The organism is Streptomyces sp. NBC_00464 (assembly GCF_036013915.1).
Classification (GTDB): domain Bacteria; phylum Actinomycetota; class Actinomycetes; order Streptomycetales; family Streptomycetaceae; genus Streptomyces.
In genome coordinates this window covers 3,269,184-3,288,801 of the sequence record NZ_CP107899.1, presented here as the reverse complement: position 1 = coordinate 3,288,801, position 19,618 = coordinate 3,269,184, and the positions used below count along the sequence as shown (strand labels likewise).

Sequence of the window (19,618 nt, the reverse complement as noted above, 5' to 3'; positions counted from 1 at the left end):
GGCGGCACACTTTCACTTATACGCATGCACGTCTGAAGCAACGAAACAGGTAGGTCATGGCCGGGAACAGCCAGCGCAGGAACCGCCGCACGTCCAACAAGAAGGGCATGCAGGTCGGCAGCGGCGGTAACCGACGCCGTGCTCTCGAAGGCAGGGGACCGACGCCGCCCGCCGAGGACCGCAAGAAGCACAAGAAGAACCGCATCGCGACCGCCAAGGCCAAGCAGGCCGCCAACCGCCGCCCCGCCCCCCGGCGCGGCGGCGTCAAGGGCACCTCCGAGATGGTCGTCGGCCGCAACCCGGTCTTCGAGGCCCTCCGCGACGGCGTGCCCGCCACCACGCTGTACGTCCAGCAGTACATCGACAACGACGAGCGCGTCCGCGAGGCCCTCCAGCTCGCCGGCGCACGCGGCAACATCAACCTGATGGAAGCCCCGCGCCCCGAGCTCGACCGGATGACGAATGGCCTGAACCACCAGGGCCTCGTCCTCCAGGTCCCGCCGTACCAGTACGCGGACCCGCAGGACCTCACCGCCGCCGCCTACGACAACGGCGAGGACCCCCTCATCGTCGCCCTCGACGGCGTCACCGACCCCCGCAACCTCGGCGCCATCGTCCGCTCCGTCTCCGCCTTCGGCGGCCACGGCGTCGTCGTGCCCGAGCGCCGCGCCGCCGGCATGACCGCCGGAGCCTGGAAGTCCTCCGCCGGCACCGCCGCCCGCACCCCCGTCTCCCGCGTCACCAACCTGACCCGGGCCCTGGAGGCGTACAAGAAGGAAGGCCTGGCCATCGTCGGCCTGGCCGCCGACGGCGAGCACACCGTCGAGGACCTCCAGGCCCTCGGCGGCCCCGTCGTCATCGTCATCGGCAGCGAGGGCAAGGGCCTCGGCCGCCTCGTCGGCGAGACCTGCGACTACCGCGTCCGCATCTCCATGCCGGGCGGCGCCGAATCCCTCAACGCCGGCGTCGCCGCCGGCATCGTGATGTACGAGGTCGCCCGCCGCCGCGCCTGATCCACCGCCGGGACGGGCCACCCGGCCCGTCCCGCAGGACCACCCGCACGGGCGGCGGCCGACCGGGGCCGCAGAGGTGACACCGGGGGCGCATCCGCACACGCGCGCGCCCCGGCGCACCCCGCCACCACCTGTTGACGGGCCTCGGACACTTCGACACCGTCAAGGCAGTGTCCTAAACACACATCACTCGGTTAGATGAGTGTGGACACCAGAACGCCTCGGTTCGACGAACAACCCGCCCTGAGCATGACCAAGGTGGACTGCGACCCTGCGCAGGTCATCGTCAACCACGCCAGCTTCCGCGTGCAGCTCGCCCCCGGCCAGCGCGCACGGCTCCGCGGCGTGGCCCCCGCCGGAGCGCCCAGGATCCCCGCCATGAGCGGCACCGGAGCCGGACGCGGCCGACGCGCCCCCGTCGTGTGGAGCGGCAGGTCCGCCCCCGGCGACCCCGGTGCCAGCGGACTCCTCCAGGCCGTACGGAACTCCACCGCGGGCCGGCCCGACACCGCCTACGACCCCTACGAGCCGTACCCCGCCTACGAGTTCGACAGCGGACGCGGCGGCTCCGGCACCCAGGTCATCCCGCGCCTCGAAGAGACCCAGCCCAACCCCGTCATCACCGCGCCGCACCGGCCCCGCCGCCCCGGCGGCCCGCTGCTGCCCCCCATGCGCCAGGCCGTCGGCGCCTACGACCCCGTCGAGCCCGGCCCGTACGACACGGACGGACACGACCGGGACGGACACGACCGGGACGGATACCACCGGGACGCCTACGACGACGGCGCCGACGACGTCACGGACACCCGCGACCGACGCACCGCCGCCGACAACGTCCGGCACGCGTACTACCCCGGCCGCCGCATGAACCTCGGCGTCGTCCTGCTCCCCATGCGCGTCTTCCTCGGCTTCATCTCCATCTACGCCGGCATGGGCAAACTCTGCGACCCCGTCTACTTCGACGGCGGCGACCGCGGCTCCATGGTCAAGTGGCTGACCTCGCTCCACCCCTGGGCACTCGCCGAACCGCTGCGCGACTTCGCGCTCTCCCACCCCGTCGGCGCCGGACTCACCATCGCCTTCCTCCAGGTCGTCGTCGGCGTCCTCACCGTCCTCGGCCTCTGGCAGCGCGTCGCCGCCTCCATCGGCGCCCTCCTGTCCGCCGCCCTCCTGGTCACCGTCAGCTGGCGCACCGTCGCCGCCTACGACGCGCCCGACATCATCTACCTCGCCGCCTGGAGCCCCCTCGTCATCGCGGGCGCCCCCGTCTACTCCATCGACGGACGCCTCGCCGGCGAAGCCTGGCGCAAGCTCGGCCCCCGCTCCGAGATCTGGGACCTCCGCCGCCGCGTCCTGCGCCGCGGCGCCGCCGTCGCCACCGTCGTCGTCGGCCTCACCCTCCTCATCGGCTCCATGCTCGGTGGCGCCGTCCGCTCCTCCGGCGTCGTCACCGTCCCCGGCCCGAACGGCGTCCCGACCAACCAGCTCCCCGGCTCCCCGCTCCCCGACAAGTCCCGCAGCGGCAAGGCCTCCCACACGCCCACCGGACAGAGCCCCACCCCCTCCCGCAGCACCGCACCCAGCACCCCCTCCGACCGGGCTTCCACCCCCACCGCGGACAGCGTCCGCGAGTCCGGCCAGGCGGCAGGCGCCGGACAGCCCAGCCAGACCCAGGGCACCGGCCGGACCACCCCGCAGCAGACCACCCCCCAACCGCCCCCCTCCAGCTCCTCCGGCCCCAGCTCCTCCGGCCCCACCGGCGGCTCCACCACCGGCGGCACGGACCCCGGCACCGGATCCACGGGCGGCACCTCCACCACCGGCGGAGGCAACGGCGGCGACGGCGGCGGCGGTCGCAACCCCATCGGCGGCCTCCTCGGCTGACACCCACCGCACCACGGCATGCGGAAGGGGCGGGCACCGGAAACGAATCCGATGCCCGCCCCTTCCGCGTGGCGTGGTGACGCCGACGAGCGAGGAGGAAACCTACTGCCCGTCCAGCTCCTTCGCCGCCTCCGTCAGATCCTTCGCCGTGTCGATGGCCCGCCAGTACGCCCCGTGCGGCAACGGATACCCGGCCAGACTGCGCTCGCGCGCCAGCCTCGGGAACGTCGTCCGCTCATGGTCGCCCCGGTCCGGCAGCATCCCCGTGAACGCGGGAGAGAACACGTACACCCCCGCATTGATCAGATACGGGGACGGCGGAGACTCGATGAAGTCCGTGATGTGCCCGAACGCGTCCGTCTCCACCGCACCCCACGGAATGCGCGGCCGCGCCAGCGCCAGCGTCGCGGTCGCATCACGCTCCGCATGGAACGCCGCCATCTCACGCAACGAGAAACGGGTCCAGATATCGCCGTTGGTCGCGTACCAGGGCTGCTCCGGATCGGGCAGCCGGGCCGCCGCGTGCTTCAGCCCGCCACCGCGGCCCAGCGGCTCGGACTCCACCACCGTCGTCACCCGCAGCGGCAGCACCGCCGCGTCCAGCCACTCCTGCAGCACCTCGGCGAGATGCCCGCACGACACCACGGCATCGGTCACGCCCTCGGCGGCCAGCCAGGAAAGCTGATGGCCGATGATCGGCGTCCCGGTACCCGGGATCTCGACCATCGGCTTGGGGCGGTCATCGGTGTACGGGCGCAGCCGCGACCCCTGGCCACCCGCCAGGATCACGGCCTGCGTCGGAAACGTATGCATGCCAGGCACGATATGCCGTGCCCGCCGGGAGCGGTCAGCTGAACTGCGCGACACCCGAGGCGAACGACGTGTCACAGACCGGACGCGAGAAGCGGTGCGCGCGCGTCGGACCGTACTGCGCGACCGCGGCCTTGCCCAGCGCCTTCGCGATCGACATGCAGTGCCGCGCGAGCGAGGGACGCCCCTCCACGGCACGCTGGAGATCCGTCAACGCGACACCGGGGTCCTTCTCCTGGAGCTCCAGCAGAAGCTTGTCGCGCAGGATGTCCTGCGGCGCACGCGCCTTGGCGCGCTTGGAGACGGTCTGGGCCGACGCGGTGAGCATCGTCGAGTCGGAGTTGCTGGCTGCCCACGGCACGGCGGTGACCGCGAGGGTCCCGGACAGGACCAAGACGACAGGCAGTACGAAAGCGAGAGTTCGGCCGATACGGCGCGCGGAGTGGGTCACGCAGCGAGCGTAGCGGTCAGTGCTGATTTGACGACATTGCGTCACCCTCGCGGGGGACGGTTCGACTGTGCTTTTCGAATCCCGTGTTGACGCCCCGGAGTGAAATGACCGTTGTGCCGGGGAATTTGACCTGGCCGGCCCAAACCCCCCAACGCGCGGTGGCCCCGCACGGAGAACGTGCGGGGCCACCGTACAGCGGGTGCGGGATCAGTCGGTGAGACGCTCACCCGTCGACGTCGCGAAGACGTGCAGCTCGTCCGGGCGCGGCACGACGTGGAGCTTGGTGCCCTTCTCCGGGACGGCACGGCCGCCGACGCGGACGACCAGGTCCTTGTGCTCGCCACCGACCTCGGCAGCGCCGTAGACGAAGCCGTCGGCGCCGAGCTCCTCGACGACGTTGACCGAGACGGCCAGGCCGGCCGGGGCGTCGGAGGACGCCTTGGACAGGCCGGTCGCCGCGGCGCCGCCGTGCTCGACGATGTCGAAGTGCTCGGGGCGGATGCCGACCGTGACGGTGCGGTCACCGCGGTCCGCGGCGGCGGTGAGCGCCTCGCGGGAGACCGGGACGACGCTGTTGCCGAACTTCACGCCACCGTCGGTGATCGGGACCTCGATCAGGTTCATCGCCGGGGAGCCGATGAAGCCGGCCACGAAGAGGTTCGCCGGGCGGTCGTACATGTTGCGCGGCGAGTCGACCTGCTGAAGCAGACCGTCCTTGAGGACCGCGACACGGTCACCCATGGTGAGGGCCTCGACCTGGTCGTGCGTGACGTACACGGTCGTGATGCCCAGACGGCGCTGGAGGGAGGCGATCTGCGTACGGGTGGAGACACGGAGCTTGGCGTCGAGGTTCGACAGCGGCTCGTCCATGAGGAAGACCTGCGGCTCACGCACGATCGCGCGGCCCATCGCCACACGCTGACGCTGACCACCGGAGAGCGCCTTGGGCTTGCGGTCCAGGTAGTCGGTGAGGTCCAGCATCTTGGCGGCCTCTTCGACCTTCGCGCGGATCTCGGTCTTGTTGATACCGGCGATCTTCAGCGCGAAGCCCATGTTGTCCGCGACGGACATGTGCGGGTAGAGCGCGTAGTTCTGGAACACCATGGCGATGTCCCGGTCCTTCGGCGGCAGGTGCGTGACGTCGCGGTCACCGATGCGGATGGCGCCGCCGTTGACGTCCTCGAGACCCGCGAGCATGCGCAGGGAGGTCGACTTGCCACAACCGGAGGGACCGACGAGGACGAGGAACTCACCGTCCGCGATGTCGATCTCGAGCTGGTCCACGGCCGGCTTGGTGGAGCCGGGGTAGACGCGGGACGCCTTGTCGAACGTGACACTGGCCATGCTGAATCTTCTCCTCAACCGGCAGGAACGTGCCGGACGATCCGTTGTAAAGGGAGTGGTCTGGTCCACCTGGGTGAACTTCCAGCGACGCTACCTGGCGATTTGGGATCTGTCAGTAGTTCTCTGGGGAGGAATATCTCCCAGCTGGGCGGGAGCGTGGACAGCGCTTGGGCTCTGGGGCAGAGCGACGCACTTTTGACCCCGTGCGTGTGGTGGCAGAGCACCGAGTTCTTGGTGTCGTGGCTACCTTCAGCACTTCCTGCTTCAACACCCCTGCCGGCTGAACACGGCCCCTGAAGGGCATCCTCGACCGGTCTTACAGGGGCTCCACAGGCATGACGGCCGACGGCCCGTCGGTCCGTACCGCAGTCCTTCACTTCTTCATGCAGCCAGCAGTACGTCCGCCGGCTCCGATGCCTTGATCACTGACGGCGGTGTCCGCCCCGGCGGGAGCGCGGAGGCCACCAGTCAGTACAGCCGCATGCCTTCATCCCGGAGGTTCCGTGCCGCGTTCACATCCCGGTCGTGCACCGCACCGCACTCCGCGCATGTCCACTCCCGTACGGACACATCGAGCGACGGCCCCTTGGCGTGGCAGCCGGAACAACGACGCGTCGACGGGAAGAAGCGGTCCACGATGACCAGCGTCCGCCCGTACCAGGCGCACTTGTAGCGCAGCTGCCGGAGCAGCTCGCCCCAGGCCGCATCGATGATCGAGCGGCTCAGCCGGGCCTTGCTCCGACGCCCCTTTCCGACCGCCGGACGCAGCAGATTCATGATGGCCAGGTCTTCCACCACGAGCACTTGGTTCTCGCGCACGAGGCGGGTGGTCAGCTGGTCCAGCATGTCTCTGCGCACGTCGCTGATCAGCGCGTACAGCCGGGCGATGCGCGCTCGGGCCTTCTCCCTGTTTTTGGATCCCTTCGTCTTGCGATGCAGCCCCCGCTGCCGCCGAGCCGGCTCCCCTTCGTACTTCTTCAGCAGTCGCGGGTGATCCACCTTCGTGCCGTCATCGAGAGTCACCAGCGCAGCCAGCCCCAGATCGATCCCCACGGCTTTCGGTGCGCGCCCGCCCGGCACGAAGGCCGCGGGCAGGGGATTGATCCGCTCCTCGACCAGCAAGGCCACGAAATACCGGCCCGCCCGGTCCCGCGTCACCGACAATTTCACCGGCGTCACCCCGGCCGGCAACGGCCGGGACCACCGGACGTCCAACGGCACTGTCTGCTTCGCCAGGGTCACCAGCCCCGTACCGGGCCGATCCGGATCCTCCGCCCAACGGAAACCGGTCCGTACGTACGTCGCCGAATCCCGCGACTGGTGCTTCCTCTTCCGCTGCGGGTACTTCGCCGACTGCTTGAAGAACCGCGTGAACGCACTGTCCAGATGCCGCAACGACTGCTGCAACACCGTCGAGGACACCTCGCGCAGCCACGACGTCTCCGAAGCCTGCCGCCACCCCGTCAACGCCCGGCAGGTTTCAGCGAACCCCACCGAGACCCGATGCCGCTCCCAGGCACCCACTCGGAGCGCCAGCCCCTCGTTGTAGACCCAGCGGCAGGCCCCGAAGGTCTTTTCCAACTGCTCGGCCTGCGACGGAGTCGGATAGACGCGGTACTGGTACACCCGCTGCTGCGTACCGAGCTCCTTGGTCCGGCTCTTCATGGCGGTCGCCGCCCGACCGTGGTGCTTCTTGCGGTCGGCGATGTCCAGAGCCTCGCGCTTGATGCGCTTGACCTCGTCGCCGCTCACCCGTGTTGGCTGGTCTGCGGCGTGTGTCATGACCCTCTCCCCACACTGTCCGATATCCGGATCAGCACGTCGGTGTTTTTAACGCACGAGTGCTCGGACAGTTACGGGCTGGGTGGAACTTCCTGGATCGGCGGGTGGGGCGCTGTGTAGAGTGAGGACTCGCGCGCGTGCTTGCTTCAATGGCGCGCGATGCCGCCTTAGCTCAGTTGGCTAGAGCAATTGATTTGTAATCAATAGGTCGTCGGTTCGAATCCGACAGGCGGCTCAAACCCCAGGTCAGCTCCCTGCTGGCCTGGGATTTTTTGTGCCCGAACCCGCTCACCCCCGCCCCGACAGCCGGTTCGCGAACTTCGGCAATGGTCGGAGTACACCGCCGCCGAGAGACTCAAGGCGCTCCGCAACGGCATGACGCAGGAGCAGTTGGCTGAGGCCGCCGAGGTGTCGGTCGGCGTCGTAAGGAAGCTGGAACGCGGCGGCACCACCTCTCTTCCTTCACTGCTCTCTATCGCTTCCGCCCTCGGCACCGACATCGCTGTGCTCTTCGGACAGCAGGCGCCTTGCCGCTCCATGGACCGCGACGAGCGAGTGGCCCTGCGGTTCCTGCCCGGAGCCACCCACGACGCCGCCCTCGGTATCCCGGCCGAGGCCGAACCGGGGACGGGCGACGAGCTGCGGGCCGTTCTCCGAGATGCCGACGCCGCCTACTGCGCGGGTAGGTACACCGAGCCGCCGGTGTTCTGGCCGAGGTCTTCCAGACCGCCGCGATGGCCGCGAACGTCTGGGGCTCCCGGGACCTCGCCTACGCGGCGCTCACCTACGGCCGACAGATCGCCGTACAGGCGGGCGACGACCTCCGTGACGCGCACCTTGTGAGCGGACCGCCCTCGGGCGCCCTCTGGCGGCGGTGAGCGCCGTTATCGCAGTACGGGTACCTCGCCGGACACGGCGACGCCTGCCTCCTGGAAGTCGTTCAGGGTCGACGCCGTGGTGTCAGGGGCGACGCCGACCGAGTAGTCCAGGAGTACACGGGCGCGGAACCCGGCCTTGACGGCGTCCAGCGCGGTCGCGCGCACGCAGTGGTCCGTGGCGATGCCCACCACGTCGACGTCCTCCACCCCGCGGGCGCGCAGCCAGTCCGCCAGGGGTGTGCCCTGGTCGTCGGCGCCCTCGAAGCCGCTCTTGGAGGCGCTGTGGGCGCCCTTGAAGAAGACGGCGTCCACCTTGCCGCCGGTGGCGGTGGGGGCGAAGTGCGGGTGGAACTCGCCGCCCTCGTTTCCTGCCACGCAGTGGACGGGGAAGCTGTTCTTGAAGTCGGGGTTCTCGGAGAAGTGGCTTCCGGGGTCGACGTGGTGGTCCCGGGTCGCGACGATGTGCTGGTAGTCGCCACCCGCGGTCCGCTCCACCAGATCCGCGATCGCGGTGGCGATCTGTGCGCCGCCCGCGACGGGGACGCTGCCTCCCTCACAGAAGTCGTTCTGCACATCCACGACGATCAGACCTCGGCTCATCACGAACACCCTTCAGCGGTACGGACGGACAGGAACGGCGTCCGTTCCGGAGTGCCGGGCCGTCGGGCGCCGGCACTCCGGGACGGGGATCGACTGCCGGGCGGGGTGCGGGAGGCGATGCCGTCCTCGCAGGTCCCGCCGGCGCGTCTTGATCACCCCCGCGTTGTACCGGCCGTCCTGTCCCTGCCGGGTGCCCGGCAGTGCTCACTCACCCGCACGGACCTCGACATTCATTCGCGCGGCCCGGTGGCGGGCGGTCAGTGCCGCCCCGACAACCGGTCCGCGAACTTCGCGATCGGGTCCGTGCCGGGGCGTGGCGAGGTGAGTTCGCGGCGGTCGGCTGCGCGGTAGGCGGCGTACATGCCGTGGACGCCGAGCCAGCGGAAGGGTTCGGGTTCCCAGCGGCGGACGCGGTGGTTGACCCAGGGGAGGGCGGTGAGTTCGGTGGGGCCGGACTGGCCGGAGTCCTGCTGGATGAGGTCGCGCAGGGTGCGGGCGGCGAGGTTGGTGGTGGCGACGCCGGAGCCGACGTAGCCGCCGGCCCAGCCGAGGCCGGTGGAGCGGTCGAGGGTGACGGTGGCGCACCAGTCGCGGGGGACGCCGAGGACGCCGGACCAGGCCTGGGCGATGCGGGTGCCGGCGGTGGTGGGGAAGAGGCGGATCAGGAGTTCGCGCAGGGCCTCGATGGTGGCGGGCTGGGTGCGGGCTGTTCCGTTGACGTTGGCGGCGGCTGAGCCGTAGCGGTAGGGGACGCCTCTGCCGCCGAGGGCGATGCGGTCGTCGGCGGTGCGCTGCGCGTACAGGTAGGCGTGGGCCATGTCGCCGAGGGTTTCGCGGCCGTTCCAGCCGATGGTGTCCCAGACGGAGGCGGGGAGGGGATCGGTGACGATCATCGAGGAGTTCATCGGGAGCCAGGTGCGCTTCTGGCCCTTGAGGCCGGCGGTGAAGCCCTCGGTGCAGCGCAGGACGTAGGGGGCGCGGACGGTGCCGTACGGGGTGATGGCGTGTTTGGGCTTGATCTCGGTGACGGGCGTCGACTCGTGGATCGTGACGCCGAGCGCTTCGACGGTGTCGGCGAGGCCCTTGACGAGTTTGGCGGGGTGGAGGCGGGCGCCGTGGGGGGTCCAGGTGGAGCCGACGGCGCCGGTGACGCGGACGCGTTCGGCGGTTTCGCGGGCGCCGTGCAGGGTGCGGTCCCTCTCGCCGAAGGCGATCTCGACGGAGTGGAAGTCCTTGAGGCGGGCGAGCTGGGCGGGGGTGTACGCGACTTCGAGGACTCCGCCGCGGTGGATGTCGGCGTCGATCTTCTCTTCGGCGGCGACGTTGATCACTTCGGTGACGGTGTCGTTCATGGCCTGCTGGAGGCGGACCGCGGCGTCGTGGCCGTGCAGTTTCGCGTAGCGGTCGCGGCCGGCGATGCCGTTGTAGAGCCAGCCGCCGTTGCGTCCGGAGGCGCCGTAGCCGCAGAACTTGGCTTCCAGGACGGTGATGTTGAGGAAGGGGACGGCCTTCTTGAGGTAGTACGCCGTCCAGAGGCCGGTGTAGCCGCCGCCGACGATGCAGACGTCGGCGGTGCTGTCGCCGGGCAGGGGTTCGCGGGGGGTGGGGGTGCCCTGGTCCGCGTACCAGAAGGATATGCCGCCGTTGACGGTGTTCATGTGGTCCCTGCTTGTCCGGGTGACGGTGTGACGGTGTGGCTGTTGTGGCGGGACGTTACTGGGCGGGGGTGGGTTTCGTCTCGTGGCGGGTGCGGGTCAGCGGGTAGCAGGCGAGGCCGATGAGGGCGGCGGTGAAGTGGCCGACGTCGGTGAAGGTGGCGCCGGTGAGGAGGGGGACGCCGTAGATGACGAGGACGGCGAAGAGGTAGACGTACCGCCAGGGGCGCACGACGTAGTACGTGAGGACGGCGACGACTCCGGCGAGTGCGTAACTGACGCCGACGTCGAGGGTGTTGACGGCGGACTCGGGGGCGTGCCCGTGCCGGATGGCCCAGGCGAGGACGCCTTCGCTGACGAGGGTGGCGAGGACGTGCGCGGTGGCGGCGACGGTGAGCCAGCGCAGGGTGCCGAGGCGGCGTTCGGCGGGGGCGTGGAAGACGGTGTAGAGGACGGCGTAGGGGAGCCATCGGCCGCTGTCGATCCAGAAGGCGCTGCTGATGAGGACGCGGACGGGGTTCTGGGAGAGTTCGTGGATGTTGGTGGATCGCTGGCGGAGGAAGTCCTCCTCGAAGGCGGGTGACATCTGGTGGACGATGACCGTGGTGGCGAAGAGGGCGGTCAGCCAGATGTAGGTGCCGGGGGCGCTGCGGATCCATGAGCCTGCGCCGCGGATCCACAGGGCGGGTGCGCGGCGGGGCCGTGTGGGCGGGGCGGGGTGGCTCGGGGTCATAGCCGATTGACGCACGCTCCTAGGATCGGCGGCGTGATTGACATTCCGGATGCGCTGATCGCCACACAGTCCACGTACAACGGTGAGGCGGGGCGGGCGTTCGTCGCCGCGCTGCCGGGGATGGCGGCGGATTTCCTGGAGCGGTGGGGGCTGCGGCCGGACGGTGGTTCGTTGTACGGGGTGTGCGCGCTGGTCCTTCCGGTGGTGCGGGTGGCGGACGGGCGCCGGGCGGCGTTGAAGTTGCAGCCGGTGGACGAGGAGACGGTGGGGGAGCCGGTCGCGCTGCGGTTGTGGGGTGAGGCGTCGGCGGGTGCGGTGGGGCTGCTGGAGCACGATGCGGCGACGGGGACGATGTTGCTGGAGCGGTTGGACGGGGCTCGTGCGCTGTCGGGGGTGGCGGATGCGCGGGAGGCGGTGCGGGTGGTCGCGGAGCTGCTGGCGGGGCTGACGGCGGTGCGGGTTCCGGCGGGCGCGGGGCTGCGGGGGCTGGGGGACGTGGCGGCGCGGTTGGTGGGGGCGGCGCCGGCGGTGGCGGGGCTGCTGGTGGACGAGGGGGAGCGGCGGCTGGTGGGGGACTGTGCGGCGGCGGTGCGGGAGGTCGCGGGGGAGCCGGGGGACCGGTTGCTGCACTGGGATCTGCATTTCGGGAACGTGCTGGCGGGGCTGGGCGGGGGCGGTGGGCGGAGCGGCCGTTGGGTGGCGATCGATCCGAAGCCGTTGGTGGGTGATGCGGGGTTCGAGCTGTTTCCGGCGCTGGTCGACCGGTTCGATGCGGCGGAGGTGGGCTGGCGGTTCGATCTGTTGACGGAGGTGCTGGGGCTGGACCGGGCGCGTGCGCGGGCGTGGACGCTGGGGCGGGTGTTGCAGAACGCGTGCTGGGGTGCGGAGAGCGGTGAGCGGCGGCTGGTGCCGGAGCAGGCCGAGGTCGCGCGGCGGTTGCTGGGGCGGGGGTAGGGGGCGGGCGGGTGCTGTTTACGCTGCCCTCATGATTCGTACCGCTACCGCTGCCGACGTTCCCGCTATCCACGCGATGGTCCGTGAGCTGGCCGATTACGAGAAGGCGCTGCACGAGGCGCGGGCCACCGAGGAGCAGTTGCACGAGGCGCTGTTCGGTGAGCGTCCTGCCGCGTACGCGCACATCGCCGTGTCGGACGAGGACGGTGAGGTGGTCGGTTTCGCTTTGTGGTTCCTGAACTTCTCTACGTGGCGCGGGGTGCACGGCATCTATCTGGAGGATCTGTACGTGCGTCCCGAGCGGCGCGGCGGCGGGCACGGGAAGGCGCTGCTGACGGAGCTGGCTCGGATCTGTGTGGAGCGGGGTTACGAGCGCCTGGAGTGGTCGGTGCTGAACTGGAACGCCCCGTCCATCGCGTTCTACGAGGCGCTGGGTGCGCGGCCGCAGGAGGAGTGGACGGTGTACCGGCTGACGGACGGGGCGTTGGCGGAGCTCGGGGGCTGATCCTCGGCGGTCAGGGGGCCTTCGGTGGTCAGGGGGACCTTCGGTGGTCAGGGGATGAGGACCACCTTGCCGGTGGTGCCGCGGGTTTCCAGGGCGCGGTGGGCGGCGGCCGCTTCGGCGAGCGGGTAGCGCTGGACGGCGGGGCGCAGTCGTCCGGCCGCGGCCTCGGCGAGGGCGCGGGTTTCGAGGGCGCGCAGGCTGCCGCCCCGCTGGATCATGGCAGGGCCGAGGACGCTTTCGGACGTGATGGCGCGTGCGGCGAGTTCGTCGGCGGTGAAGGTGAGCGGGCCGCCGTCGTGGAGTCCGCTGCCGGACCAGCCGTAGACGACGTGCTGCCCGCCCTTGCCGAGGAGGTCGACGGCGGCGCGGGCGGTGGTGGAGCCGACGGAGTCGTAGACGACGGTGGCGCGTCGGCCGATGCTGTCGAGGTGGATGCGGACGTGGCGCGGCCAGTCGGGGAGGGTGTAGTCGACGGCGAGGTCGGCGCCGTTGGCCCGGACGAGGGCGACTTTGGCGGGGCCGCCGGCGAGGCCGATGACGGTGGCTCCGGCGTTCTTGGCGTACTGCACGAGCAGCGTGCCGATGCCGCCGGCGGCCGCGGTGACGAGGACGACGGAGTCCGGGCCGAGCGGGGTGAATCCGAGGATGCCGAGGGTGGTGCGGCCGGTGCCGATCATGGCGACGGCTTCGGCGTCGTCGAGTCCTTCGGGTACGGGGTGGAGCTTGTCGGCCTCGGTGACGGTGAGTTCGGCGTAGCCGCCGGGGGCGTAGCCGATGTGGGCGACGACGTGGCGGCCGAGCCAGGTGGGGTCGGTGCCCTCGCCGAGTGATTCGACGGTGCCGGCGATCTCGCGGCCGGGGATGGTCGGCAGCGGGGTGGGGGCGGGGTACGGACCGGTCATGCCTTCGCGCAGGGCGGTGTCCAGGAGGTGGACGCCGGCGGCGCGTACGGCGATGCGGACCTGGCCGGGGCCGGGTACGGGGTCGTCGGTGTGTTCGTAGGTGAGGTTCTCGGCGGGGCCGAAGGTATGGAGGCGGACGGCGTGCATGGCGGGCTCCCCGGGGTGGGTCTCGGTGACCCCGTCACTCTTCTTCCTCAAGTGCGCTTGAGGTCAAGGGGGGTGGTGGTGGACGGGCCGGGGTGCCTGGCGGCGGGGCGTTGTCAGTGGGGTGCGTCACGATGGGGGCATGGTGCGCAGCAGCGGTAGTGGTGGCGGTACGGGCAGGGCCGGCAAAGGCGGTGTCGCCGGGGCGCGGCGGCCTCAGGTGCGGCTGCCGTCGCTGGTGGCGTACGAGGGCGGCGGGCTGGAGCCGGACGGGGATTACGACAGTGTGCGATTCGACTCGGTGGACCTGGCGGACGAGTCCGGTCCGGGTGCGCGGTTCATGGACTGCGCTCTCGACGGCTGCGCCCTGGACCGTACGGAGCTGGTGAGGGCCCGGTTCATCGATTCGGTGCTGACGGGGGTGCGGGGCGTGGGCACCGATCTCGCGGGGGTGTCGCTGCGGGATGTGGAGATCGTGGACGCGCGTCTGGGCGGGGTGCAGATGCACGGGGCGGTGCTGGAGCGGGTCCTGATCAAGGGCGGGAAGATCGATTACCTGAATCTGCGGAAGGCCCGGCTGAAGGACGTGGTGTTCGAGGGGTGCGTGCTGTCGGAGCCGGATTTCGGGGGTGCGCAGCTGACCCGGGTGGAGTTCCGGGACTGTGTGCTGAAGCGGGCCGATTTCAGTGCGGTGCGGATGGAGTCGGTGGATCTGCGGACGGTCGCGGAGCTGGACATCGCGCGGGGCGTGGAGCGGCTGGCCGGTGCGGTGATCAGCCCGTCGCAGCTGATGGAGCTGGCTCCGGCGTTCGCGGCGCAGATCGGGGTGCGGGTCGAGGCGTGACGGGGCGGCTGGGCCGAAGGCTCCGGGTCAGAGGCGGGGGAAGCGGGCCTGGAGGTCCCAGATCGTGGGGTTGTCGGCGAGGCCTTCGTGCATGTCGGCGAGGTCGGCGATCAGGTCGTGCAGGAAGTCGCGGGCCTCGCGGCGCAGCAGGGAGTGGCTGAAGGTGAGCGGTGCTTCCTCGGCGGGCATCCAGTCGGCCTCGACGTCGACCCAGCCGAAGCGGCGCTCGAAGAGCATGCGGTCGGAGGACTCGGTGAAGTCGAGTTCGGCGAACTGGCGGCGGTGCGAGCGGTTGCCGCGGGGGTCCTGGTCGATCTGTTCGACGATGTCGCAGAGCGCCCAGGCGAAGTCGAGTACCGGTACCCATCCCCAGGCTGTGGATACTTCGCGGTCCTCCTTGGTGTCCGCGAGGTAGACGTCCCCGGAGAACAGATCGTGGCGCAGGGCGTGGACGTCCGCTCGGCGGTAGTCGGTCTGCGGGGGATCGGGGAAGCGTCGGGAGAGGGAGTAGCCGATGTCGAGCACGCTTCGATGGTGTCATGCCCGGCGTGTCGGTCCCGCATCAGTGGAGGCGGGGGCGGGACCGCTCAGGGCAGCAGCCGCTGTTCCTTGGCCACGGCGACCGCGCCGGCGCGGGTGTCGACGCCGAGTTTGTCGTAGATGCGGCCCAGGTGGGTCTTGACGGTGGCTTCGCTGATGAACAGGGCGCGGGCGATGTCGCGGTTGCCCAGGCCCTGGGAGAGCTGGCCCAGGATGTCGCGTTCGCGGTCGGTGAGGGTGGGCTGCGGGGTGCGCATGCGGGCCATGACGCGGCTGGCGACGGGCGGGGACAGGGTGGTGCGGCCCTCGGCGGCGGAGCGGATCGCGGTGAAGAGTTCCTCGGGGCGTTCGGCCTTCAGCAGGTAGCCGGTGGCGCCCGCTTCGATGGCGCGGGTGATGTCGGCGTCGGTGTCGTACGTGGTGAGGACGAGGACGTGGGCGCCGTCGGTGCCGGCCACGATGCGGCGGGTCGCCTCCACGCCGTCGATGCCCGCGCCCAGCTGGAGGTCCATCAGGACGACGTCGGGGGTGAGCCTGGCGGCGAGGGCGACGGCTTCCTCGCCGCTGCCTGCCTCGCCGACGACCTCGATGTCGGGTTCGCTGCCGAGGAGGGCGAGGAGTCCGGCGCGTACGACCGCGTGGTCGTCGCAGAGCAGGATGCGGACGGTCGGGTGCGCGGCGGTCATGCGGGGTCCTGTGGGGTGAGGGGGCCGGGGGGTGTGCCGGGGTGGCCGGCCGGGTCGGTGAGGGGCACGGCGGCGGTCACCACGGTGCCCTCGCCGGGTGCGGACTCGATGGTCAGGGTCCCGCCGAGCTGCCGGAGCCGGGCGCGCATCGCGGGCAGTCCGTGTCCGCGGACCCCGTCCGGCGGTCCGGTGCCGGTGGCGGGGGTGAAGCCGTGGCCGTTGTCGGCGATGTCGAGGACGGTCCGGTCGTCGAGGTGGGTGAGGGTGAGGGCGGCCTCGGTGGCGCCCGCGTGCTCGGTGACGTTGGCGAGGGCGCCCTGGGCGATCCGCAGCAGCGCGGACTGCACCCGGTCGGGCAGGGCGGTGTGCGGTGTGCCCTCGACATGGCAGCGGACGGTGAGCCGGCCCTCGGCCTGTGCGGTCTCGCGGGTGGCGAGGGCGTGCAGCGCCGCCTCCAGACCGCCGCCCTCGGCGAGGTCGGCGGGGGCCAGGTCGTGGACGAAGCGGCGGGCCTCGGCGAGGTTGCGTTCCGCGATGCCGGTGGCGGTACGGACATGGCGGCGGGCCGTCGCCGGGTCGGCGTCCCAGGTGCGGTCGGCGGCCTGGAGCAGCATCTGCTGGCTGGACAGGCCCTGGGCCAGGGTGTCGTGGATCTCCATGGAGAGCCGCTGGCGTTCGGCGAGGGTGCCTTCGCGCCGTTCGGTGGCGGCCAGCTCGCGGCGGGTGCGGAGCAGGTCGTCGATGAGCTCCGCCTGCGTGGCGGCCTGGCGCTGCATGTGGACGAAGACGGCGGTGGCGACGGCGGCGACGGCGGGCGGGGCGAGGACCAGGTTCGGGTCGAAGCCGTCGGCCAGCCGCAGTTGCGCGGCGACGACGAACAGCGTCAGCAGCGCGACCAGTGCGAGCGCGGCACGCGGCGGCAGGATGCGTAGCCCGGTGTAGAAGAGCGGCACCGCGCACCAGGCGAAGCTCGGCGCGAGGACGACGAGCACCATCCACACGGCGACCAGCGCCCCGAGCCAGAGCAGGCTGCGCGGTGTCGGCCGGGAGCCGAGGACCGGGCCGAGCACGTAGAGGACGGCCAGGGCGACGGACAGGCCGATGATCCACGGGGTGCGCGTCTCGCCCGGGTGCCGCAGCAGGAACCGGGTCAGCGAGGCGCCGAGCAGCAGGAAGAACGCGGCGTGCATGAGCAGCGCCAGCGCGCGGGTGCCGGGGTCGCCGACCTGCCCGGTGCCGCGCGGCGACGAGCCCCGCCGCTTCACCTCGTACCCCTGCTCCACCTCGTACCCCTGCTCCTGACCTGCGCGGACCTTCATCGTCACCCCGAACGGGCGTCCCCGCATCAACCGATCGGCCGATGGAGCCGTCAGCCGTTCCGCGCGCGGCGTCGAGCCGGTACGACGACCGTTCGGCCCCGGAACCGGCCCAAGGATGGAAGACAGAACGAAGAAGCCACGCACCACCCCGCTGAGGAGCCCACCATGAAGAAGATCTCGCTGCGCACCCGTGTCCTGACCGGTGCCGTCGCCGCCGCCGCTCTCGGGGCCGGCACCTTCGGCGCCATGTCCGCGAACGCCTCCACCCCGGCCGCCGCGCCCGCCACCACCGTCAAGGCCGACACCGCGAACCGGAACCTCCAGCAGTCCACGCACCTGACCGTGGACGCCGCGTCGAAGGCCGCGCAGGCCGCCCTCGACGCGGCCGAGAAGGAGAACCAGCGCGTCGCCGTCTCCGTCGTCGACCGCAACGGCAACACCATCGTGACCCTGCGCGGCGACGGTGCGGGCCCCCAGGCGTACGAGTCGGCCGAGAAGAAGGCGTACACCGCCGTGTCCTGGAACGCCCCCACCTCCGAGCTGGCCAAGCGCCTCGCCCAGGCCCCGAACCTGAAGGACATCCCTGGCACCCTGTTCCTCGCGGGCGGCGCCCCGGTACAGGTCAAGGGCGCTCCGGTGGCGGGTATCGGCGTGGCCGGCGCGCCCAGCGGCGACCTCGACGAGAAGTTCGCCCAGGCCGGCGTCGCCGCCCTCGCGAAGTAGCCGACAGTCGTAACCACCCACGGGAGACGGACATGAACGCCCTCGATCAGCAGCTGCTCGACGCCGCACGCACCGGCGACACCGATTCCGTGCGGTCCGCGGTCGCGGGCGGCGCCCGGGTGGACGCCCGTGACCAGGAGCTGCGCACCCCGCTGCTCCTGGCCGTCCACGGCGGCCATGCGGAGGTCGCGCGGCTGCTCGTCGAGGCGGGCGCCGACCCGGACGCGCAGGACAGCCGCGAGGAGAGCCCCTGGCTGGCCACGGGTGTCACGGGCAGCGTCGAGATGCTCCACGTCCTGCTGCCCGCCGGGCCGGACCTGAAGCTCCGCAACCGTTTCGGCGGCATCGCGCTGATCCCGGCGAGCGAGCGGGGCCACGTCGCGTACGTACGGGAACTGCTCCGGGTCACCGACATCGACGTCGACCACGTCAACCGGCTGGGCTGGACGGCCCTGCTGGAGGCGGTGATCCTCGGCGACGGCGGCCGGGCGCACCAGGAGATCGTCGAACTGCTGCTGGCCGCCGGGGCGACGCCCGGTCTGCCGGACGGCGACGGTGTGACGGCCTTGGCGCACGCGGAACGCCGCGGCTTCGCGGAGATCGCGGGGCTGTTGCGGGCCACCGGGGACACCAGGGACACCAGGGACGCCGGGGCCACCGGGGACACCCGGTGAACGCCCGGCGGGCGGTGCTTCTGCTGGTCGCCGCAGCCGCGCTTGCCGGCTGTGCCACGGATGCCACGGAGTCCACGGACGCCACGGGCACCCCGGCCGCGAAGACCCCGGCCGTGCAGGGCACCCCTTCGGCGTCGGCCCCGGCCGGGAACACCCCCGACGGCACGCTGCTCGTCGCGGACTTCGGCGGTGACACGGTGACGTTCGTCGATCCGGAGCGCGGTGCGTTCGACCGGGTCGAGGTCGGCACCGCCCCCTACGGTCTGGTCGTCGGAGCCGACGGCCGGGCCTGGGTGGCCACCGCCGAGGGCGTCGCGGTCGTCGACACGAAGTCCCGCACCCGGCAGGCCCGTATTCCGTACGAGACGGAGACCGGCCCCGTCATCACCGGCGAGTACCGCGGCGGCGGCATGGGGATCGCGCTGGCCCCCGACGGCCGGCACGTCTATGTCGGCGTCAACGTCCCGGATGCCGAAGGGGTCCTGGAGGTGATCGACACCGGGACCCGCGAGGTCACCGGCACCGCTCCGGTCGGCCGCCGCCCCTTCGACGTGGACGTCTCGCCCGGAGGTGACGAGGTGTACGCCACCGGCCATGACTCCTTCGACGTGACGTCCGTCCGTACGGACACGCTCCGCACCCGGCGCATGGAGGTGGCTCCGTACGGCACCGAGGGCGGTCTCGGCTCCTGGCTGAAGCCGCATTACGCGGTCGTCCGGCCCGGGGACGGAAAGCTGCTGCTGCCGTTCGAGGGCGAGCGGCTGGCGGTGCTCGATCCGCGTACCGGCAAGGTGGCCGTTGAGCGGATGACGGCCGACACCCACCAGCACGGCGCGGCGATGACCCCCGACGGCACCCTGCTCGTCGTCGGCACCGGCCCGATCGCCTCCGACGACGAGGACGCGTCGCTGACCGTCCGCAAGCCGGACGGCACCGAGCGCGTGGTGGAACTGGACGGCCCGCACGAGGATGTGGCGGTGTCCGGGGACGGCCGCACGGCGTACGTCACCGGCGGCTTCACCCGGGACGGTTACTGGAACGGCATCACGGTCGTGGACCTTGCCGGGGGAACGGCCCCGGTCCGGCTGGCGGCGGGTGAGCGGCCCCTGGGCATCGCGGTGCTCTGACGGCTGCGAGGGGTACGGGAGCGGGCCGGGGCGGGCCGGGCAGCCCCCGT

The 19,618-nt window shown here is 71.4% G+C and carries 20 protein-coding genes, 1 tRNA gene and 1 pseudogene; 11 read left to right on the top strand and 11 right to left on the bottom strand.

From position 1 onward, the window contains the following. Positions 1-56: 56 nt before the first annotated feature. Together rlmB and OG912_RS14580 are read left to right on the top strand one after the other, a co-directional pair. On the top strand, positions 57-1,013 hold the full coding sequence (rlmB, locus tag OG912_RS14585; protein WP_326737746.1) for a 23S rRNA (guanosine(2251)-2'-O)-methyltransferase RlmB: 957 nt from the start codon (positions 57-59) through the stop codon (positions 1,011-1,013). Between the two features lie 198 nt (positions 1,014-1,211). Continuing rightward, positions 1,212-2,897: a DoxX family membrane protein gene (locus OG912_RS14580; protein WP_327709704.1), complete on the top strand. Its 1,686-nt coding sequence runs from the start codon at positions 1,212-1,214 to the stop codon at positions 2,895-2,897. A 102-nt stretch (positions 2,898-2,999) separates the two neighbouring features. Here OG912_RS14580 and OG912_RS14575 read toward each other — a convergent pair whose 3' ends face one another. From OG912_RS14575 to OG912_RS14560, 4 genes are all read right to left on the bottom strand, one after another. Next, positions 3,000-3,710 carry a nucleotidyltransferase family protein gene (locus OG912_RS14575; protein ID WP_327709703.1) on the bottom strand — a complete coding sequence of 237 codons (711 nt, stop codon included), beginning with the start codon at positions 3,708-3,710 and terminating at the stop codon, positions 3,000-3,002. A 34-nt stretch (positions 3,711-3,744) separates the two neighbouring features. Beyond that, positions 3,745-4,158 carry a hypothetical protein gene (locus OG912_RS14570; RefSeq protein WP_326737749.1) on the bottom strand — a complete coding sequence of 138 codons (414 nt, stop codon included), beginning with the start codon at positions 4,156-4,158 and terminating at the stop codon, positions 3,745-3,747. A 207-nt stretch (positions 4,159-4,365) separates the two neighbouring features. Then, positions 4,366-5,502 (bottom strand): ABC transporter ATP-binding protein, encoded by a 1,137-nt coding sequence (locus OG912_RS14565; RefSeq protein WP_327709702.1) that lies wholly within the window; start codon positions 5,500-5,502, stop codon positions 4,366-4,368. A 468-nt stretch (positions 5,503-5,970) separates the two neighbouring features. Beyond that, positions 5,971-7,284, bottom strand: coding sequence for an RNA-guided endonuclease InsQ/TnpB family protein (locus OG912_RS14560; RefSeq protein ID WP_327709701.1), 1,314 nt, complete (start codon positions 7,282-7,284; stop codon positions 5,971-5,973). 161 nt (positions 7,285-7,445) lie between these two features. Between OG912_RS14560 and OG912_RS14555 the strand changes: the two genes are divergently transcribed. The 3 genes and pseudogenes from OG912_RS14555 to OG912_RS14545 all read left to right on the top strand — a co-directional run bounded on the left by OG912_RS14555 (position 7,446) and on the right by OG912_RS14545 (position 8,162). Further along, positions 7,446-7,519 (top strand) — tRNA-Thr (locus tag OG912_RS14555). A 140-nt stretch (positions 7,520-7,659) separates the two neighbouring features. Further along, a pseudogene (locus OG912_RS14550) lies at positions 7,660-7,731 on the top strand (helix-turn-helix domain-containing protein); the annotation flags it as partial. 287 nt (positions 7,732-8,018) lie between these two features. After that, positions 8,019-8,162, top strand: a complete 144-nt coding sequence (locus OG912_RS14545) for a hypothetical protein (protein ID WP_327713657.1) — start codon at positions 8,019-8,021, stop codon at positions 8,160-8,162. A 6-nt stretch (positions 8,163-8,168) separates the two neighbouring features. On the opposite strand, the gene OG912_RS14540 is transcribed toward OG912_RS14545, so the two are convergent. The 3 genes from OG912_RS14540 to OG912_RS14530 form a co-directional block, all read right to left on the bottom strand. Beyond that, positions 8,169-8,762 (bottom strand): isochorismatase family protein, encoded by a 594-nt coding sequence (locus tag OG912_RS14540; protein WP_327709700.1) that lies wholly within the window; start codon positions 8,760-8,762, stop codon positions 8,169-8,171. Between the two features lie 257 nt (positions 8,763-9,019). Next, positions 9,020-10,420 (bottom strand): NAD(P)/FAD-dependent oxidoreductase, encoded by a 1,401-nt coding sequence (locus OG912_RS14535; RefSeq protein WP_327709699.1) that lies wholly within the window; start codon positions 10,418-10,420, stop codon positions 9,020-9,022. A 55-nt stretch (positions 10,421-10,475) separates the two neighbouring features. After that, positions 10,476-11,150 (bottom strand): rhomboid-like protein, encoded by a 675-nt coding sequence (locus OG912_RS14530; RefSeq protein ID WP_327713437.1) that lies wholly within the window; start codon positions 11,148-11,150, stop codon positions 10,476-10,478. Between the two features lie 33 nt (positions 11,151-11,183). Between OG912_RS14530 and OG912_RS14525 the strand changes: the two genes are divergently transcribed. Then, entirely contained in the window at positions 11,184-12,104 is a 921-nt protein-coding gene (locus tag OG912_RS14525; protein WP_327709698.1) for an aminoglycoside phosphotransferase family protein, read from the top strand. 31 nt (positions 12,105-12,135) lie between these two features. Beyond that, positions 12,136-12,609 carry a GNAT family N-acetyltransferase gene (locus OG912_RS14520; protein WP_327709697.1) on the top strand — a complete coding sequence of 158 codons (474 nt, stop codon included), beginning with the start codon at positions 12,136-12,138 and terminating at the stop codon, positions 12,607-12,609. A gap of 47 nt (positions 12,610-12,656) precedes the next feature. On the opposite strand, the gene OG912_RS14515 is transcribed toward OG912_RS14520, so the two are convergent. Continuing rightward, a complete protein-coding gene (locus OG912_RS14515; protein WP_327709696.1) occupies positions 12,657-13,658 on the bottom strand; it encodes a zinc-binding dehydrogenase in 1,002 nt (333 codons plus the stop codon). A gap of 139 nt (positions 13,659-13,797) precedes the next feature. On the opposite strand from OG912_RS14515, the gene OG912_RS14510 reads away from it, so the two are divergent. Then, positions 13,798-14,499, top strand: a complete 702-nt coding sequence (locus OG912_RS14510) for a pentapeptide repeat-containing protein (RefSeq protein WP_327709695.1) — start codon at positions 13,798-13,800, stop codon at positions 14,497-14,499. A gap of 27 nt (positions 14,500-14,526) precedes the next feature. On the opposite strand, the gene OG912_RS14505 is transcribed toward OG912_RS14510, so the two are convergent. From OG912_RS14505 to OG912_RS14495, 3 genes are all read right to left on the bottom strand, one after another. Continuing rightward, entirely contained in the window at positions 14,527-15,024 is a 498-nt protein-coding gene (locus OG912_RS14505) for a hypothetical protein (RefSeq protein ID WP_327709694.1), read from the bottom strand. A gap of 62 nt (positions 15,025-15,086) precedes the next feature. After that, on the bottom strand, positions 15,087-15,725 hold the full coding sequence (locus tag OG912_RS14500) for a response regulator transcription factor (RefSeq protein WP_327709693.1): 639 nt from the start codon (positions 15,723-15,725) through the stop codon (positions 15,087-15,089). Next, positions 15,722-17,008 (bottom strand): sensor histidine kinase, encoded by a 1,287-nt coding sequence (locus tag OG912_RS14495; protein WP_443061091.1) that lies wholly within the window; start codon positions 17,006-17,008, stop codon positions 15,722-15,724. The genes OG912_RS14500 and OG912_RS14495 overlap by 4 nt, the downstream gene beginning before the upstream one ends. Before the next feature lie 201 nt (positions 17,009-17,209). On the opposite strand from OG912_RS14495, the gene OG912_RS14490 reads away from it, so the two are divergent. From OG912_RS14490 to OG912_RS14480, 3 genes are read left to right on the top strand one after another with little or no spacing between them, the layout of a single operon-like run. After that, on the top strand, positions 17,210-17,767 hold the full coding sequence (locus tag OG912_RS14490; RefSeq protein WP_327709690.1) for a GlcG/HbpS family heme-binding protein: 558 nt from the start codon (positions 17,210-17,212) through the stop codon (positions 17,765-17,767). Between the two features lie 32 nt (positions 17,768-17,799). Beyond that, complete coding sequence (locus tag OG912_RS14485) at positions 17,800-18,441, top strand: ankyrin repeat domain-containing protein (protein ID WP_327709689.1); 642 nt, start codon at positions 17,800-17,802, stop codon at positions 18,439-18,441. Further along, on the top strand, positions 18,438-19,568 hold the full coding sequence (locus tag OG912_RS14480; protein WP_327709688.1) for a YncE family protein: 1,131 nt from the start codon (positions 18,438-18,440) through the stop codon (positions 19,566-19,568). Before OG912_RS14485 ends, OG912_RS14480 begins: the two co-directional genes overlap by 4 nt. Positions 19,569-19,618: the final 50 nt, after the last annotated feature.

Excerpts from the sequence above, each read along its gene's own strand:
- rlmB (WP_326737746.1), top strand. The coding sequence starts at position 57 with ATGGCCGGGAACAGCCAGCGCAGGAACCGCCGCACGTCCAACAAGAAG.
- OG912_RS14580 (WP_327709704.1), top strand. The coding sequence starts at position 1,212 with ATGAGTGTGGACACCAGAACGCCTCGGTTCGACGAACAACCCGCCCTG.
- OG912_RS14575 (WP_327709703.1), bottom strand. The coding sequence starts at position 3,710 with ATGCATACGTTTCCGACGCAGGCCGTGATCCTGGCGGGTGGCCAGGGG.
- OG912_RS14565 (WP_327709702.1), bottom strand. The coding sequence starts at position 5,502 with ATGGCCAGTGTCACGTTCGACAAGGCGTCCCGCGTCTACCCCGGCTCC.
- OG912_RS14560 (WP_327709701.1), bottom strand. The coding sequence starts at position 7,284 with ATGACACACGCCGCAGACCAGCCAACACGGGTGAGCGGCGACGAGGTC.
- OG912_RS14545 (WP_327713657.1), top strand. The coding sequence starts at position 8,019 with ATGGCCGCGAACGTCTGGGGCTCCCGGGACCTCGCCTACGCGGCGCTC.
- OG912_RS14540 (WP_327709700.1), bottom strand. The coding sequence starts at position 8,762 with ATGAGCCGAGGTCTGATCGTCGTGGATGTGCAGAACGACTTCTGTGAG.
- OG912_RS14535 (WP_327709699.1), bottom strand. The coding sequence starts at position 10,420 with ATGAACACCGTCAACGGCGGCATATCCTTCTGGTACGCGGACCAGGGC.
- OG912_RS14530 (WP_327713437.1), bottom strand. The coding sequence starts at position 11,150 with ATGACCCCGAGCCACCCCGCCCCGCCCACACGGCCCCGCCGCGCACCC.
- OG912_RS14520 (WP_327709697.1), top strand. The coding sequence starts at position 12,136 with ATGATTCGTACCGCTACCGCTGCCGACGTTCCCGCTATCCACGCGATG.
- OG912_RS14515 (WP_327709696.1), bottom strand. The coding sequence starts at position 13,658 with ATGCACGCCGTCCGCCTCCATACCTTCGGCCCCGCCGAGAACCTCACC.
- OG912_RS14510 (WP_327709695.1), top strand. The coding sequence starts at position 13,798 with ATGGTGCGCAGCAGCGGTAGTGGTGGCGGTACGGGCAGGGCCGGCAAA.
- OG912_RS14500 (WP_327709693.1), bottom strand. The coding sequence starts at position 15,725 with ATGACCGCCGCGCACCCGACCGTCCGCATCCTGCTCTGCGACGACCAC.
- OG912_RS14490 (WP_327709690.1), top strand. The coding sequence starts at position 17,210 with ATGAAGAAGATCTCGCTGCGCACCCGTGTCCTGACCGGTGCCGTCGCC.
- OG912_RS14485 (WP_327709689.1), top strand. The coding sequence starts at position 17,800 with ATGAACGCCCTCGATCAGCAGCTGCTCGACGCCGCACGCACCGGCGAC.